The following is a 15,995-nucleotide window of genomic DNA, read 5'->3' on the forward strand; positions in this document are numbered from 1 at the left end:
ACGGCCCGCAAATGGCGTGCCGTGATCCTTCGCATTTGCAGTACCCCTGGAGGTGAGCATGTTCGTGACCGAGGCTTATGCCCAGTCAGCACCGACCGTAGGTGAAACGCATACGGAAACTCCGGCTGTCGGCCAGCCGCAACCGGAAGCCACGCACACGGAAACCGGTGTGGCGCACGGCGCCGAACACGGCGCTTCCGGCGTATTCCCGCCGTTCGACCAGTCTACTTATGCATCGCAGGTTCTCTGGCTGGCGATCACGTTCGGCCTTTTCTACCTGCTCATGCAGAAGGTCATCGTTCCGCGCGTCGGCGGCATTCTCGAAAACCGCCATGGACGCATCGCACAGGATCTCGATGAAGCGGCACGGCTGAAAAGTGAAGCCGACGCTGCCGTCGAAACCTATGAAAAAGAACTCGCGGCAGCCCGCGCCAAGGCAGGCTCCATCGGCGCTGCGGCCCGTGACGCCGCAAAGGCGAAGGCCGATGCCGACCGCGCCGCTATCGAAGCCGGTCTTGCCGAAAAGCTCGCCGCCGCCGAAAAGCGCATTGCCGGCATCAAGGAACAGGCATTCGCCGATGTCGGCGCAATCGCCGAAGAAACCGCGACCGCGATTGTCGACCAGCTGGTCGGCGCCAAGGTCAAGGACACGGACGTCAAGGCAGCGATTGCCGCCGCTTCGAACGTGAAGGGAGCCTGATATGGCATTTGATGCATCATTTTTCGCTCTCGTCGGTCTCGTTCTCTTCTTCGTTCTGGTCGCCTATCTCAAGGTTCCCGGCATGCTCGCCAAGTCTCTGGACGAGCGCGCCCAGAACATCCAGGACGAGCTGGCCGAAGCCAAGCGCCTGCGCGAAGAGGCTCAGCATCTGCTGGCCGAATATCAGCGCAAGCGTAAGGAAGCCGAGGCGGAAGCCGCAGGTATCGTTGCCGCCGCCGAGCGCGAGGCCGCAGCCCTGACGGAAGAAGCCAAGCAGAAGACGGAAGAATTCGTCGCCCGCCGCACGGCCCTTTCGGAACAGAAGATCAAGCAGGCCGAAGACGACGCCATCGGCGCCGTCCGCGCCGCCGCCGTGGATATCGCCATTGCCGCTTCCGAGAAGCTCATTGCCGAAAAGACCACCGCCGCCGCAAAGGCTAAGCTTTTCACCGCCACGATCGGCGAAGTGAAGTCGAAGCTGAACTGAGATTTATCTCGGTATTGTTCAAAACCCCTCCGGCGCAAGCCGTGAGGGGTTTTTCGTTTGAGGTGGTGAAGCTGGTTCCGGATGTGGTGAAGCCTGAACTGTGGAAATGCGGCATTCGCTCCAGCAGGCCTCCCTCGGAGGTGGCGGTGATCGGCTTTAGTGTTTTTGATGCGGAATGTCGGATTGCGCTTCCGCTTTGCGCCAGAAGCGGATGGATGAAGTGTGCGTCGCCTGATTGCCGCGGCGCCGAAAGCGAAAGCGGCCATTCCATACCTGGCGCAGCATTTTCCGAGGTTCGACCGTCAGCAGTGTGGGCTGAGCCGCCGCTCGTCTAATCGTTCAGACTCTTTAGAACTTGTTGATAGAACGCGCCTTGTGCATTCTCAGCAGTAGACCTTACGACCCCTTCCCAATCCAAATTCAGTTTTCCTGCCGGGACCATTTGCTGCGCGATTTCAGCCGGTGTGGTTTCGTTGCTGGTTCCGTTCTCCCAGTCGTGAAAGGCTGATGAGTATCGAACGACCGCTCCGCTAGTCGGCAAATCGAGCAACCCTCCCTCGGCAAAAAAATTCAACCCGTCGCCCATTTCTTCCCCGATGAGTTTGAGCCTATGTCCCAAACGATGTTTGAGGATGGCTACAAACACTATCGCTGCGGAAAACGTGAATTTGTCGACAAGCACAGCAACCTGCCTGCCTGCGTTTTCAGAGATGGCGTCGATCAAGGGCATCGTTTGAAGGAAGTCGCCACCCGTGTTTCCGCGAACGTCAATCAAGAGTTTTTTGTTCGGGCAGGTGCTTACATGCTCCGCTGCACCGGAGATGGCTTTCGGCAGCGCAGTTTCGCCTGGGTCGAAGAAACTTGGCAATGATATTGAAAGCCCAAGCCCCTGCCAGTCCTTGATCTTCACAAATCTCTCGGGCTTCCAGGCCGGATCAGCCTTGCCATGCTCGTTTCTCGGGTAGAGCATCGATGCAGGAACCGTATGCCCGTTCTCCACTTTCAAATCGGTTATCCGCCCATTCTCGTCTTTCACGCGATATTCAGTCGTATTCTCTTTTGAAGAAAAACCGAGGTGGGCCAATGCATACGGCCATGCGAGAAGAATCGGACCGATGACCCGTTTCCTCTGGCGCGTTCCCGCCAGAAATTTCTCTGCGGAGGCTTCAATTTGTCCCAAAGGTGTGCCGTTGACTGCTATCAGCTCTCCTCTTGGCGCAGTTGTTTCCAGTGCCGCGTCAGTTAACTGCACCACCGTCCCGACGCTCACAAACCTCAGCGGGAGCACCGCGATGGAATCGTTCGGGATCAGCCGTGTGTGTCCGTTGTCGGGAAGTGCGAGCAGGCGCATTGCGGAGAACAGAAAGGCCTCTTTGGAGCCCTCCACAGCGTATCGTCGAGTGTCACAAATGCAGCTGTCCATCGTCGCCTGCTCGATCCGCCGAAAGCTGGGATCGGTTGGCAGGACAATTTCCAGAATTTTCTCGAGGTCTTGCGTCAGGGACATGATTTACGGTGCGCATAGTTGCTCGTCGATGTCCAGATTGGGCCGATAGCGGAGGTTCTGGTTGGAACTCCAATACTTGTCATCACTCCCGCTTCAGTGGCCTGAAACTCATCCGGTGCAGAGCGCAAGGCCCGTGGCTTTCGATGGCGCGCAGGTGGGCTGGTGTGCCGTAACCGGCATGGCCTTCAAAGCCGTAGGATGTGTGCACCACACCCGCGCGTTCCATCATCCGGTCGCGTGTCACCTTGGCGATGATAGAGGCTGCGGCGATGGAGAGGGAGCGGGAATCGCCCTTGATGACGGCTTTGGCTTCGCAGGCGATGCCGGGCGGGCGGTCGCGGCCGTCGGCCAGCACGAGGGCAGGGGAGATTTCGAGACCGAGCACGGCGCGGCGCATGGCGTCGAGGCTGGCCCGCAGGATATTCATGCTGTCGATCAGGCTGGGGCCGGAAGAGGCGACGGATACGATCGAGGTTTCCATGATCTGTACGAACAGGCTTTCCCGTTTCTGCTTCGTCAGCTTCTTGGAATCGTCCATCCCCTTGGGAATATTGTCCGGATCGAGAATGACGGCTGCCGCGACCACCGGTCCGGCCAGAGGTCCCCGGCCTGCCTCATCCGTGCCGGCCACGGGCCAGAGGCCCTTCTTTTTCGCTTCCAGTTCGAAGGAAAAATCCGGACCGGTATCGACGAGATCAAAAAGAGCAGGAGAATCGGGTGTGGCCGTGCGTTTCATGCGGCGAAACTGGCACACACACCCGATCTCCTGCAAGCCCCCGGAAGCGGGCGATGACAGGCGCGGTGAGCCGGGGTCAAGGGGCGTGGCTCACCGTGCCCCGAAGGTCGTCATGACCTTTGATCCTCCAACGGGGCGGCGGAGGAAAAACGATCGCACGCGAGGCGGCGGTTCCGGGGGCGATGTCCGGCGGGCCAGGGAAAACCCGTCGGGCATTTCGTGGGAGCGTGGCCGATCTAAAAGAGAGGCCGCCGCTCCCTGTCATATTCCGCCTGATATCGCCGCACGTTCCGTATGGTGCTTCGATCAGGCGGGATTGTTTTCAGCGTCGGTCTTTCAAAGCAGCGACAATTGCACGCCTGCACCGCCCGGCGGCACGAAGAGATCGTCGCGCAGGTGGATGCCGCGGCGGATGAGGCCGAGCCTTTTTGTCGCCATCTCGAAACGCCTGCCGATCTGCCAGGCATAGGGGCCGGCGCCCTTCATGCGTTTTCCGAATTCCGCGTCGTAATCCTTGCCGTCGCGCATGGAACGCACCAGCGACATGACATGACGGTAGCGGTCCGGATAGTTGCGCAGCAGCCAGTCGCGGAACAGCGGGCTCACCTCCAGCGGCAGACGCAAAAGCACATAAGACGCTTCTGTCGCTCCCGCTGCCTTGCCGGCCTCGAGAATACGCTCGATCTCATGATCGTTGAGCGCCGGAATGACAGGCGCCATCATCACGGCCACGGGAATGCCGGCCTCGGTCAGCGCCTTGACCGCTTCCAGCCGCTTCTCCGGCGTGGCGGCACGCGGTTCCATGTTGCGTGCGAGCTTACGGTCCAGCGTGGTGACGGAAATACCGACCTTGGCGAGCCCCTTTTTGGCCATGGGCGCGAGAATATCGATATCCCGCTTGATCAGCGCCGATTTGGTGACAATGGCGACGGGGTGATCGGCCTTGGCCAGCACTTCCAGTATCTGCCGCATGATGCGCCATTCGCGCTCGATCGGCTGATAGGGATCGGTATTGGTGCCGATGGCGATCACCCGCGGCTTGTAGCCCGGCTTCGCCAGCTCCCGTTCCAGCAGCTTCGCCGCATCCGGCTTGGCGAAGAGCTTGGCTTCGAAATCCAGCCCGGCGGAAAGCCCCATATAGCTGTGCGTGGGACGGGCAAAACAATAGATGCAGCCATGTTCGCAGCCGCGATAGGGATTGATGGAGCGGTCGAAGGGGATGTCGGGCGATTCATTGCGGGTGATGATGCTGCGCGGCTTTTCCACCTGCACCTCGGTGCGGAATTCCGGCATGTCCTCGAGAGTTTGCCAGCCATCGTCGAAAACCTCGCGCTGCAGGGTCTCGAAGCGTCCATCCGGGTTCAGCCCGGCGCCACGGCCGCGACGGCGGTCGATCTCAATGCGCAGGCCGGATGCATCGGCCAGCGCATTGGCAATATCCGGCATATGGCTCGGCTGGAAGGCAGCCTGCCCCGAAAGCGTATGGTTTCTCATCTGGATGCTCCCAGGACGCCGCACGCCTCTCAAGGCAGGCTCAACGCCCTAAACCGTTTCCGTCCGGACAGGCTTTCAACCGCCTTCCGAATGATTAAATTCCTACATCAGGAATGAGAACAATACAAGAACAAAATTGCAAATTCGGCGCGTTCTCCAGAGATGGATGAGTGACCGCGACAGGCACGGCCACGTCAGGAGACTGTGCGGTCGGTGGGCAAGGAGAGCCTTGGATTTTACAGCGATGAGCATAGTGGCAATTTATTGTGCGATGCGTTAGAGCTATGCAGATGTTGACAGTCATAATGGAATGCCGGGATCACGAGCCGGAACTGGCGCACACATTGTCTGCGCTTGTAACCGGGGCCGTGGAAGGGCTTGTAAGCGATGTTGTGATTCTCGATCACGGTTCGCGCGATGGATCGTCGCGCGTCGCCGATGCCGCCGGCTGCCGTTTTTATGGGCAGTGGGATATCGAAGACGTGGTGAAGTCCGCACGCGGCGGCTGGCTGCTTCTGATCGAGCCGGGCGCGCGCCCGCAGGCGGGCTGGATCGACGAGATTCTCGAATATGTGGCGATCTGCGCGCAGCCGGCGCGTTTCTCGCCCTCGCGCTATCACCGGCGCAATGTCTTCAGTCGTATGCTGCGGCGTATTCCGCCATTGGAACACGGATATCTTCTGCCAAAGAAGCATGCGGTGTCGATCGCGAAATCGGGCATGAGCCTGACGCAATTTGTCGGCGCGCAGAAACCGCGCCGGCTGAATGCGGAAATGGTGCCCGCCTGGGCGCTGCGGGCCTCGGCCTAACCTCGGGGCGGCTTTACCCGGCCAGAACCTTGCCGGGGTTCATGATGCCGGCGGGGTCGAAAGCGTGCTTGATGCGCCGCATCAGTTCCATTTCGATGCCGGGGCGGATGGCGGCCAGTTCGTCGCGCTTCAATTGCCCGATGCCGTGTTCAGCCGAAATGGAACCGCCGAGCGACAGCACGATGCCGTGCACGATCTCGTTCATGTCCCGCCAGCGGCCAATGAATTCGGCCTTGTCGGCACCCACCGGCTGGGAAATATTGTAATGAATATTGCCGTCGCCCAGATGTCCGAAGGCGCAGACGCGGGCGCCGGGTATGGCGGCAAGAACCGCCTTTTCCGCCGTCGCCATGAATTCCGGTATTTTTGAAACCGGAACGGAAACATCGTGCTTGATCGAGCCGCCTTCGGGTTTCTGCGCCTCCGACATGCTTTCGCGCATGTGCCAGAGCGCCTGCCGCTGCGCTTCGGACGCGGCGATCACCGCATCCTGAACCAGCCCGGCCTCAAAACCGCGCTCCATCAGCGATTGCATCATGCTGTCCGCCGTTTCGGCCGAGTCGGAGGTGGAAATATCGATGAGCGCGTACCACTCATGCGGCTGTTCCAGGGGATCGCGCACGCCGGGAATATGCCGGGCGGTGAATTCGACGCCGATTCGCGGCATGAGTTCGAAACCGGTGAGTGCCGTGCCGCAGAGATTGGAGGCCATCTCGAACAGTTTCAGTGCATCCTCGGTGGAGGTGAGCCCCGCAAAGGCCACCTGATGGCCGAGCGGTTTCGGGAAGAGCTTCAGCACCGCGCCGGTGATGACGCCAAGCGTGCCTTCGGAACCGATGAAGAGATCGCGCAGATCGTAACCCGTATTGTCCTTTTTCAGCCGGCGCAGCCCGTTCCAGATTTCGCCGGTCGGCAGCACCACTTCCAGCCCAAGGCAAAGCTGGCGCATGTTGCCATAGGCGAGCACCGCCGTGCCGCCGGCATTGGTGGCGAGATTGCCGCCGATGCGGCAGGACCCTTGAGAGCCGAGCGACAGCGGGAACATCCGCTCCACGGAATCGGCAGCCTTGTGGATGTCGTCGAGAATGCAGCCGGCATCGGCGACGATGATGTTGGCAACGGGATCGATATCGCGAACGCGGTTCATGCGCTCCAGCGACAGGATGATGTCCGTTCCTTCGGCACGCGGTGTCTGGCCGCCCACGAGGCCGGTATTGCCGGTCTGCGGCACGATGGGGGTGCCGGTCTCGCTGGCGAGCTTCAGGATGGCGGCAACCTCTTCGACCGAACCGGGCTTGATGAGCAGCGGCGAGGCGCCGCGATAAAGCCCGCGATTTTCCACGAGGCGCGGCGCCATCTCCGCCGGGTCGCGGACCGCGTTTTTTTCGCCGACAATGGCGGTAAAGCGGTCGAGGATGTCGGCGGAGGGGATGGCAGTGGTCGTCATGGGCGGCGTCTCGCTGTCTTTTGAAACATGGGCGAAAGGATTGGGTGCCGTCAGCCTCGCGGCGCGGCGGCGCGGGAAAGGCGGTCGTTGATCGCCTCTCCGAGACCATGGGTGGGAATGGCGGTGATGGCGATCATGTCTGCGCCGCTCGCATCGGCGGCTTTGAGATAATCGAAGAGATTGGCGGCGGCCTCGGAAAGATCGCCGGAAGGGCTGAGATCGAGCACGGTGCGCGCCGTCGCTTCGCCGGCAATGGCGATGCCGCCGAAGCGGATCAGCGCTTCGCCCGGCAGAACCGATGTGGCGTGAAGGCGCACGGCAGCTCCCGGCGCGTAATGCGAGGCCAGCATTCCCGGCGCTTCAATGGCGGCGGCGGCTTTTTTCGGCCGTTCGAGCCGTTTGCCGGCAATGCGCTCTATGTCCGCGGTGACGATGCCGCCGGGACGAAGCAGCCGCACCCGGCCATCCTCTTCCACCTTGACGATGGTGGATTCGACGCCGACGGCGGCCGCGCCGCCATCGAGAATGAGATTGATCTTCTGTCCGAGATCCGCCTCCACATGGGAGGCACTTGTGGGGCTGATCTTGCCGGAACTATTGGCGCTGGGGGCGGCGAGCGGCCTGTCGAAGCGTCGGATCAGATCGCCGGCAAAACCCTGCGGCACACGAATGCCGACCGTATCGAGACCGGCTGTCGCCAGCGAATGAATGTCGCTTGCCGGTTTCAGCGGCAGCACCAGCGTCAGCGGGCCGGGCCAGAAGGCCTCGGCGAGCTTCAGCGATATCGGGTCGAAGACGGCGTAACGTTCGGCCATGGCGATATCGGCCATGTGGCAGATCAGGGGGTTGAACTGCGGCCGGCCTTTTGTCTCGTAAATGCGGGTAATCGCCGCCGGATTGGTGGCGTCGGCGGCAAGGCCGTAGACCGTTTCCGTCGGCAGGGCGATGGGCTGGCCGGCGGCAAGCTCCGCCACGGATGCCTGCAGGGCCGTTTCCCGCTCTTTGTCTATATCGATATGACGCGCCATGATGCTGCCTTTCAGGGCGGTCAATAGCGTATTTCAGAGGCCTATGGAAAGTTTTATATCGCCTTGATGATCCTGCGCATCTCCTCGGACCGCGCGCCGAGCATGAGCACGTTTTTCAGCGCCACGCGCGGATCGTGAGTCTGGAACAGCAGGCCGCCGCGGTGCACGGAGGTATCGACGGCGATTTCCTGATCGGGAAGCGCGTTGATGGCGACGGCGAAATACATCCGCGAATAGCGCGCATCGATATTTTCGAAGAAGTTTTCGGCCCCGCTCAATTCGGCGAAGAAATTCGCGAAATAGAAGGACCAGAGCACATGGCGCTCGGCATCGAAGCTGGTTTTCGCCGCCGTGACGTGACAATAGCCGAGATGCGGCCGGTCATTGAGCAGATGGTGGAAAACCATCTTCGGAAAACGGATGGACTGGTGAAAGCCGTTCAGACGGCTGTGGGTGGCATCGGCGGCAGCTTCCAGCTTTCGCCCGGTCAGCGCAGCCACTTCGTCATGGCTGTAATAGACGCGTTCTTTCGGCAGCCATCGCTCTTCATAACGGCTGATACGCCCTGTCCGCAGGAAATCGGAATGCGCGGTCTTCGAGCGTATCGGTGTGACCGAATGCCTGCTCGCATCGAAATAGCGTATGCGTGTCGCCTTCTCCACCGGGAACACCCTCGTTGCTGTCGATCCGGCAAGATAATTTAGGGCGCGTTAATACTCCGTTGCGCCGCATCCCCCGTTTTTTAATGGGTGGGGAGCAGGACGCGCGCCATCATGCGTCATATTGCGACGTCATTTCCGTCATTGAATAGCTGTCGGATTTCCCAACGGAATGGGCTGAGAGGGCGAATTGCGCATGTCGCAATTTGTCGCCAATGCGGAAGGTAATGTCGCTGTTTGTGCTGCCGCAAATGAGCGCCGGTGTTTAGATGAGGACATGCTTCCGCAACCCCGCAAATGGTGTCGGGCAGGGCGGTTTGATCGAGGATTTGGCCATGGAATTGCGTGATACCGTATTGCGCCAGCTGAAAAACCGCCGCGAAGGCTTCAGCCTGGAACAGCCCTTCTACACGGACCCGGATTATTTCAAGCTGGATATGGAAACGATCTGGTATCGCGACTGGCTGTTTGTCGGCCATGATTGCGAAGTGCAGAAGTCCGGCAGCTATTTCACCGTGCAGGTCGGCGCCTATTCCGTGGTCATCGTTCGTGGCCGTGACGGGCAGATCCGCGCCTTCCACAATTCCTGCCGCCATCGCGGCTCGCGCGTCTGCACCACGCAGAAGGGCCAGTCGGCCCGCCTCGTCTGTCCCTATCATCAGTGGACCTACGATCTCGACGGCAAGCTGCTTTTTGCACGTCACATGGGAGAAGAGTTCGACAAGGGCGATTTCGGCCTGAAGCCGGTCGCCTGCGAAACCGTCGCCGGTTACGTCTTCATCTGCCTTGCCGATCAGCCGGCCGATTTCGAGCCCATGCGCAAGGAAGTCGAGAGCTACATGGCGCCGCACCGCATCTGGGAGGCGAAGGTCGCGCATGAGAGCACCATCATCGAAAAGGGCAACTGGAAGCTCGTCTGGGAAAATAACCGCGAGTGCTACCATTGCGCCGCCAACCACCCGGAACTCTGCCGCACCTATCCCGAAAACCCGAGCGTGACGGGAACGGACGGCGGTGCGAGCGATCCCGAGATCGGCGGCCATTGGGCGCGCTGCGAGGCCGCCGGCCTGCCGAGCCGTTTCAAGATCGACCCCAAGGGCCAGTTCCGCGTCGCCCGCATGCCGCTGATCGGCGAAGCGGAAAGCTACACCATGTCCGGCAAGCGCGCCGTGCGCCGGCCGCTGTCTGACGATGTCAGCATCAGCCATATCGGCGCGCTGCTCCTGTTCCATTATCCGACGACCTGGAACCACTTCCTCGGCGATCACACCATTTCCTTCCGGGTGCTGCCGCTCAGCGCCACGGAAACCATGGTCACCACCAAATGGCTGGTGCACAAGGATGCCGTCGAAGGCGTGGACTATGATCTCGAAGACCTCACTCACGTCTGGAACGAGACCAACGACCAGGACCGCCGCATCGTCGAGGAAAATGCCTTCGGCATTCGTTCCCCCGCCTACGAGCCCGGCCCCTATTCCATGGAGGACGAGGGCGGCGTGATGCAGTTCGTCAACTGGTACTCCGATTTCATGGTCGACCGGCTCTCGGGCGATAAGGCCCGGCTTTCGGCTGTAGCGTGATGCGAAGATGAATATGGTTGTGACCTATAAGCATATTGACGAGATGAAGCCATGGAGCGACAAGCTCCAGCTTCTGGAGTGCATCTCGGTGACGCCCGAGACGCCTGATGTGATGACGTTCCTGTTCCGCTCGGAGGATCAGAACTGGTTCCGTTATCTGCCGGGGCAGTTCGTCACGCTGGAATTGCCGGTGGGCAAGGAGCCGCTTTACCGCACCTACACATTGTCCTCCAGCCCGTCGCGGCCCTATGCGCTGTCGGTCACGGTCAAGGCGCAGGCCAACAGCATCGGCACGCGCTGGATGTTCGACAACCTGAAGCCCGGCATGAAAATCCGGGCGCTCGGGCCGCTCGGCGACTTTTCCTACGTCAAGCATCCCGGCGACAAATATCTGTTCATCTCGGCAGGATCCGGCGTTACGCCGATGATGTCGATGGTGCGCGACATGAGCGACCGCGCGCCGCAGAGCGATATTGCCTTCATCAATTGTTCGCGCACACCCGGCGATATCGTTTTCCGTCACGAGCTGGAATATCTCGCCCGGTTCATGCCGAACCTGTCTCTCGGCTTCATTGTCGAGAAATGCGGCCGCACCGATCTGTGGTCGGGCCTGAAGGGCATGGTCGACAAGGCCAAGATCGCGCTGCTCGCGCATGACTTCATGGAGCGCACCGTCTTCTGCTGCGGGCCGGAGCCGTTCATGGCCGCCGTCCGCTCGATGCTCGATGCCTCCGGCTTCGACATGAGCCGCTATCATCAGGAAAGTTTCGCACCGGCCGCGCCGGTCACCGTTGGTGAAACTGTCCTCACCGGGGCGGATGGCGAGGCGCTGTCGATGGTGGGTTTCACCCTTTCCGGCAAAGAAATGCCCTGCCAGCCCGGCCAGACGGTTCTGATGACGGCGCGCGCCGCCGGGGTCCGTATCGGGGCGGCCTGCGAATCGGGAATTTGCGGCACCTGCCGGGTGCTGAAGCTTTCCGGTGAGGTGGAGATGAACCACAATGGCGGCATTCTCGATGAGGAAATCGAGGAAGGCTATATTCTCGCCTGCTGCTCACGTCCGTTGACCGATGTAAAGGTGGAAGCCTGACACGAGCAGGCGTTTCATTTTATCGGTCTTTCACCGGATGGTTGTCTTGGAACCAAATTTCTCTAAACTCGTTTGCACGTCATCGAATTCTTTTCGGGCATGAAACGGGGCTGTCCCATATCTCCGACAAGAGCGAGTGGGTGAAAAGGCGCGGGTGCAACGCGCTGAAGCAAACGGAGGAAGATCATGATGAATTTCCGGACAACGAGTGTCGCCACTGCGATGATCGTGTTCCTCACCAGCTTTACGCCGTCGCAGGCGTTCCAGGTCCCTGTTCCGATGCCCAAGCCGGCGGTTTCGACCGACAATGTCGTGCCGGTGCAGTACCGTGAATGGGATCGCCGATACGACCGCAGGCACGGCGACCGCATGTATCGCCCGCGCCCGCCGCGTGACGGCTGGTATAATGGTCACCGTGGTTATCGCGATCGCCGCCCCGGTTACCGTTATCACAATGGTTACTGGTTCCCGCTGGCAGCCTTCGCGGCAGGCGCGATCATCGGCGGCGCCATGCAGCAGCCGCGCCCGGCCTATGGCGGCAGCCATGTTTCCTGGTGCCAGAACCGCTGGCGGTCCTACCGCGCTTACGACAATACCTATCAGCCAAACAGCGGTCCGCGCCGCATATGCGTATCGCCTTACAGCCGCTGACAGGATTTTCGAAAGCCCGGATTTTGATCCGGGCTTTTGTTTTCCGGCTGCCGGATCGGGTAAACGAAGCGTGATGGGATCGTTAATGCTGGGTTCAGGCGAAAACGCCTAGCCTGCAACCTGCAATGTTACAGCCAGACCGAAAAACTGGCCGAATGAGAATAAAAAAGTGTTATTATTCACGGAGAACGGCCTGTTGACCGTCGTGAATGGAGGAAGTCAGATGAGAAGCTATATGAAGAATATCCTGGCTGTCGGTCTTTCTGCGATTGTGGTTGCGGGAGCGATTGTTCCGGCGGAAGCAGCAATGCCTTTGCCGATCGCGCCGAAGAGCGTTGAGACCGCCGGCAATGATGCAAGCCGGAATGTCGTTAATGTCCAATATTGGCGTGATCGCGACGGCTGGGGCGATCGTCGCGGCTGGTATCGCGGCCACCGTGGTTATCGCGATTACCGCCCGGGCTATCGTCACCATGACGGTTACTGGTTCCCGCTCGCAGCCTTTGCGACGGGCGCGATCATCGGCGGCGCACTCTCGCAGCCGCGTGAAGTCTACCGCCCGGTACCGGAATATCGTCCGCGCCCGGTCTATCGCGAATATCGCCCGGTCCGCCGCGGCGGGCTGAGCCAGGCGCATGTGAACTGGTGCTATGGCCGCTATCGTTCCTACGATGCCTATAGCAACACGTTCCAGCCTTACCATGGTCCGCGCCAGCCCTGCTATTCGCCTTACAGCTGATAGAATACAGGCTGAAATTGAAAGAGCCGTCCGGTCATTGCCGGGCGGCTCTTTGCGTTACAGGATCTGCGCGCGCTTCAGCACGAACCAGGCGAGAGCAACCGAAATCGCGATGAAGATGCTGGCCGACAATGTGCCGCCCGTGCCGACGGTAAACGGCAGTTCATCCGTATTCATGCCGAAAAAGCCGGTGACCAGCGAGGGCGGCAGCAGGAATGCGGTCATCAGCGACAGAATATAAAGGTGCCGGTTGGTTTCCGACGAGAGTTTGGAATCGATTTCTTCATGCAGCAGCCTTGCCCGCTCCTGCAGGGCGTAGACGTCGTGGTCGACAGCCTCCAGACGGCCCATCAGGCGTGAGGCGACATCCTCAAAACCATTCGGCATCTCGTCATCATCGGCGGCCGAAGCTCGCCGCATCAGGGTCAGCACGGTGCGCAGATGCCGGTGCAGGCGAACCACGGTGCGGCGCAGCGGGGCAAGACGCCGCCGTTCGTCACGGTTCTCGCTGTCATAGACCATATCCTCGATGGCGTTCAGTTCTTCCGTCGTCTCCATCACCAGATTGATGAGCGAACGCTGGAATTCCGCCACCAGCCCCTCGAAGACATGCGACGGCGTGAGGTAACGGTTGGAATTCTTGTCGACCGCCGCCTTCAGCCGGTCCACCGAATGCAGCGGCTGCAGGCGGGTGGTGATGATGAAACGGTCGCTCACCGAAAAATGCAGCCAGCCGAAATCGCGCGTTTCCTTGTCGAATTCCCGCTGGAAATCGACAAGCGTGCCGTAAAGCGATTTTTCATCGACCACGATGGACGGATGCGTCTCATGGGTGGTGAGGCTTGCTCGTGCTGCCGGATCGAGACCGTCGATGGTCTCGAGAAAACCCGCCACGCGCTGATCGGCGAGGTTGAGGTGCAACCAGAAGAACCCTTCGCACTCCGCCATTTCCTGAAAGCCGGCATCGGGCGCGAGCCGTCGGCAGGGGGCTGTACCGGGATGAAATTGATAGGCCCAGACAAGGCCGGGAATAACGGGCGTTACGAGATCCATCGTGGCAGTCCTGACCGGCTGGATGGGAGGGGGGAGGCGTTCGTCGTTCCGGTGTGGGAGCGGCGGCGGCGAGGCGCCTTTCAGCGCATGCTGAGCAAATTCATATGACAGTTTTATAACAATCCCGCCGAAATGACGGGAATTTTCAAATTGACGTTTACGTAAAAATCATTTAGCCCGAAGGCAGTAGCAAGATGCCAGAGCTTCGGGAGGAGGCAGCATGTATAGCGCGCCGGTGGACGATATCGCCTTTACACTCAAACATGTAGCGGGTCTTGAAGACGCGCTGTCGACGGGTGCGCTGGGAGAGCTTGGGGAAGATCTGGTCGATGCCATTCTGCACGAAGCCGGCCGTTTCGCCACCGCAGAGGTCGCGCCGCTCGCCGACATTGGCGACCGCCAGGGCGCAAAGCTTGCCGACGGCAAGGTGACGACACCGGATGGCTGGGCCGATCTTTACCGCCGCTGGGCGCAAGCGGGCTGGAACAGCCTGACGGCGCCGGAAGAATTCGGCGGGCAGAACCTGCCGCATATGCTGAATGTCGCCGCACTCGAAATGTGGAATTCCGGCTCCATGGCCTTTGCGCTGGCGCCGACGTTGACGATGGGCGCGGTGGAAGCCCTTGTCGCCCACGGCAGCGATGACCTCAGGCGCACCTATCTGCCGAAACTCGTCTCCGGCGAATGGACAGGCACGATGAACCTCACCGAGCCGCATGCGGGTTCCGATCTTGGTGTCCTGAAGACCCGGGCGGAGCGCAATGGTAACGGTACCTATCGCATCTTCGGCCAGAAGATTTTCATCACCTGGGGCGAACACGACGCGGCGGACAATATCATCCACCTCGTTCTCGCCCGCCTGCCGGATGCGCCGGCCGGCACGCGCGGCATCTCGCTGTTCCTCGTCCCGAAATTCCTGCCCGATGAAAACGGCGCGCCGGGCAGCCGCAACGATCTGTTTTGCCATTCGCTCGAACACAAGCTCGGCATTCATGGTTCGCCCACCTGCACGATGATCTTCGGTGACGGCAAATTCGGGGAAGGGAAGGGCGCGCTTGGCTGGCTGATCGGCGAGGAGAACAAGGGTCTTGCCTGCATGTTCACCATGATGAACAACGCCCGCCTTGCCGTCGGCATGCAGGGCGTGGCGATCTGCGAAGCCGCGACCCAGAAAGCTATCGAATATGCCAGGGAGCGCACGCAGGGCAAGGCGCCCGGCTGGCAGGGCTCCGGCATGAGCCCGATCATCGAACATCCTGACATCGCCAGAACGCTTCTGACGATGAAGGCGCTGACGCAAGGATCGCGGGCGATTTCCTTCAGCTGCGCGCACGCCATCGACATGGCGCATGCGAGCGAAGACGCCCGGCAGCGCGCTCACTGGCAGGAGCGCGCTGCCCTTTTGACACCCATCGCCAAATCCTTCTCCACCGATGCCGGCGTCGATGTCGCCTCCATGGGCATTCAGGTGCATGGCGGTATGGGCTTCATCGAGGAAACCGGCGCGGCGCGTTATCTGCGCGATGCCCGCATCGCGCCGATCTATGAAGGCACCAACGGCATTCAGGCCATCGATCTGGTGCTGCGCAAGCTGCCGCTTTCCGAAGGCGCGCAGGTGCGCGGTTTCATCGCCGAACTGCGCGAGATCGCCGCCCGCACAGCCGCGTCGAACCGCGACGATCTCGGCGAGACGACCCGCTATCTCGAAGCCAGCCTCGCCGATCTGGAAACCGCGACCGACTGGCTGCTGGATCGCATCAAGGCAGGCGAAACCGAAACCGCGCTCGCCGGCGCGACGCCCTATCAGCGACTCTTCGGCCTGGCGCTCACCGGCGCCTATCTCGCCAAGGGTGCATTGGCCGCCGTCGATGATGGCAAGAGCGGGCATCGCGCAGCCCTTTGCCGTTTCGCGGCGGAAAATCTGCTGGCGGAAACGGCGGCGCTGAAGGATCGCGTTATTGCCGGCGCGGCAAGCCTTGCCGCCGCCCGCACCGTATTGGCTTGAGGAGGCTCAG

General features: G+C 60.7%; 15 protein-coding genes. 8 read left to right on the forward strand and 7 right to left on the reverse strand.

The genetic code is table 11. The features are described from left to right. Positions 1 to 58 precede the first annotated feature (58 nt). Together O3W47_RS19465 and O3W47_RS19470 are read left to right on the forward strand one after the other, a co-directional pair. Positions 59 to 700, forward strand: coding sequence for a F0F1 ATP synthase subunit B (locus tag O3W47_RS19465; protein WP_059760786.1), 642 nt, complete (start codon positions 59 to 61; stop codon positions 698 to 700). 1 nt (position 701) lies between these two features. After that, positions 702 to 1,187, forward strand: coding sequence for a F0F1 ATP synthase subunit B (locus tag O3W47_RS19470; protein ID WP_020810758.1), 486 nt, complete (start codon positions 702 to 704; stop codon positions 1,185 to 1,187). Positions 1,188 to 1,518: 331 nt separating this feature from the next. Here O3W47_RS19470 and O3W47_RS19475 read toward each other — a convergent pair whose 3' ends face one another. The 3 genes from O3W47_RS19475 to O3W47_RS19485 form a co-directional block, all read right to left on the reverse strand. After that, positions 1,519 to 2,694, reverse strand: coding sequence for a peptidase S41 (locus O3W47_RS19475; RefSeq protein WP_269314415.1), 1,176 nt, complete (start codon positions 2,692 to 2,694; stop codon positions 1,519 to 1,521). An 82-nt stretch (positions 2,695 to 2,776) separates the two neighbouring features. After that, positions 2,777 to 3,430, reverse strand: coding sequence for a ribonuclease HII (locus O3W47_RS19480; RefSeq protein WP_269314860.1), 654 nt, complete (start codon positions 3,428 to 3,430; stop codon positions 2,777 to 2,779). A 336-nt stretch (positions 3,431 to 3,766) separates the two neighbouring features. After that, complete coding sequence (locus tag O3W47_RS19485) at positions 3,767 to 4,924, reverse strand: PA0069 family radical SAM protein (RefSeq protein WP_003521053.1); 1,158 nt, start codon at positions 4,922 to 4,924, stop codon at positions 3,767 to 3,769. 290 nt (positions 4,925 to 5,214) lie between these two features. Here O3W47_RS19485 and O3W47_RS19490 point away from each other — a divergent pair, with 290 nt between their 5' ends. After that, positions 5,215 to 5,733, forward strand: a complete 519-nt coding sequence (locus O3W47_RS19490; RefSeq protein ID WP_003521054.1) for a hypothetical protein — start codon at positions 5,215 to 5,217, stop codon at positions 5,731 to 5,733. A gap of 13 nt (positions 5,734 to 5,746) precedes the next feature. Here the strand turns inward: O3W47_RS19490 and O3W47_RS19495 are convergent, their stop codons facing one another. Genes O3W47_RS19495 through O3W47_RS19505 form a run of 3 tightly spaced genes read right to left on the reverse strand, consistent with a single transcriptional unit; the run spans position 5,747 to position 8,870 of the window. After that, positions 5,747 to 7,180, reverse strand: a complete 1,434-nt coding sequence (locus O3W47_RS19495) for an FAD-binding oxidoreductase (protein ID WP_269314416.1) — start codon at positions 7,178 to 7,180, stop codon at positions 5,747 to 5,749. Between the two features lie 50 nt (positions 7,181 to 7,230). Then, positions 7,231 to 8,208: an L-threonylcarbamoyladenylate synthase gene (locus tag O3W47_RS19500; protein WP_269314417.1), complete on the reverse strand. Its 978-nt coding sequence runs from the start codon at positions 8,206 to 8,208 to the stop codon at positions 7,231 to 7,233. Between the two features lie 53 nt (positions 8,209 to 8,261). Beyond that, a complete protein-coding gene (locus O3W47_RS19505; RefSeq protein WP_035262032.1) occupies positions 8,262 to 8,870 on the reverse strand; it encodes a DUF6656 family protein in 609 nt (202 codons plus the stop codon). A 332-nt stretch (positions 8,871 to 9,202) separates the two neighbouring features. Here O3W47_RS19505 and O3W47_RS19510 point away from each other — a divergent pair, with 332 nt between their 5' ends. The 4 genes from O3W47_RS19510 (at position 9,203) to O3W47_RS19525 (ending at position 12,927) form a co-directional block, all read left to right on the forward strand. Beyond that, positions 9,203 to 10,447, forward strand: coding sequence for an aromatic ring-hydroxylating oxygenase subunit alpha (locus O3W47_RS19510; RefSeq protein ID WP_078051484.1), 1,245 nt, complete (start codon positions 9,203 to 9,205; stop codon positions 10,445 to 10,447). Between the two features lie 7 nt (positions 10,448 to 10,454). Then, positions 10,455 to 11,537: a hybrid-cluster NAD(P)-dependent oxidoreductase gene (locus O3W47_RS19515; protein WP_035237666.1), complete on the forward strand. Its 1,083-nt coding sequence runs from the start codon at positions 10,455 to 10,457 to the stop codon at positions 11,535 to 11,537. A 186-nt stretch (positions 11,538 to 11,723) separates the two neighbouring features. Beyond that, entirely contained in the window at positions 11,724 to 12,188 is a 465-nt protein-coding gene (locus O3W47_RS19520; RefSeq protein WP_080817564.1) for a BA14K family protein, read from the forward strand. Positions 12,189 to 12,411: 223 nt separating this feature from the next. Then, positions 12,412 to 12,927: a BA14K family protein gene (locus O3W47_RS19525; RefSeq protein ID WP_269314418.1), complete on the forward strand. Its 516-nt coding sequence runs from the start codon at positions 12,412 to 12,414 to the stop codon at positions 12,925 to 12,927. 57 nt (positions 12,928 to 12,984) lie between these two features. On the opposite strand, the gene O3W47_RS19530 is transcribed toward O3W47_RS19525, so the two are convergent. After that, entirely contained in the window at positions 12,985 to 13,980 is a 996-nt protein-coding gene (locus tag O3W47_RS19530) for a transporter (protein WP_269314419.1), read from the reverse strand. A 220-nt stretch (positions 13,981 to 14,200) separates the two neighbouring features. Between O3W47_RS19530 and O3W47_RS19535 the strand changes: the two genes are divergently transcribed. Further along, complete coding sequence (locus tag O3W47_RS19535; protein WP_269314420.1) at positions 14,201 to 15,985, forward strand: acyl-CoA dehydrogenase; 1,785 nt, start codon at positions 14,201 to 14,203, stop codon at positions 15,983 to 15,985. Positions 15,986 to 15,995 lie beyond the last annotated feature (10 nt).

The organism is Agrobacterium sp. LMR679 (assembly GCF_027157905.1).
In the GTDB taxonomy this organism is placed as follows: Bacteria; Pseudomonadota; Alphaproteobacteria; order Rhizobiales; family Rhizobiaceae; genus Agrobacterium; species Agrobacterium leguminum.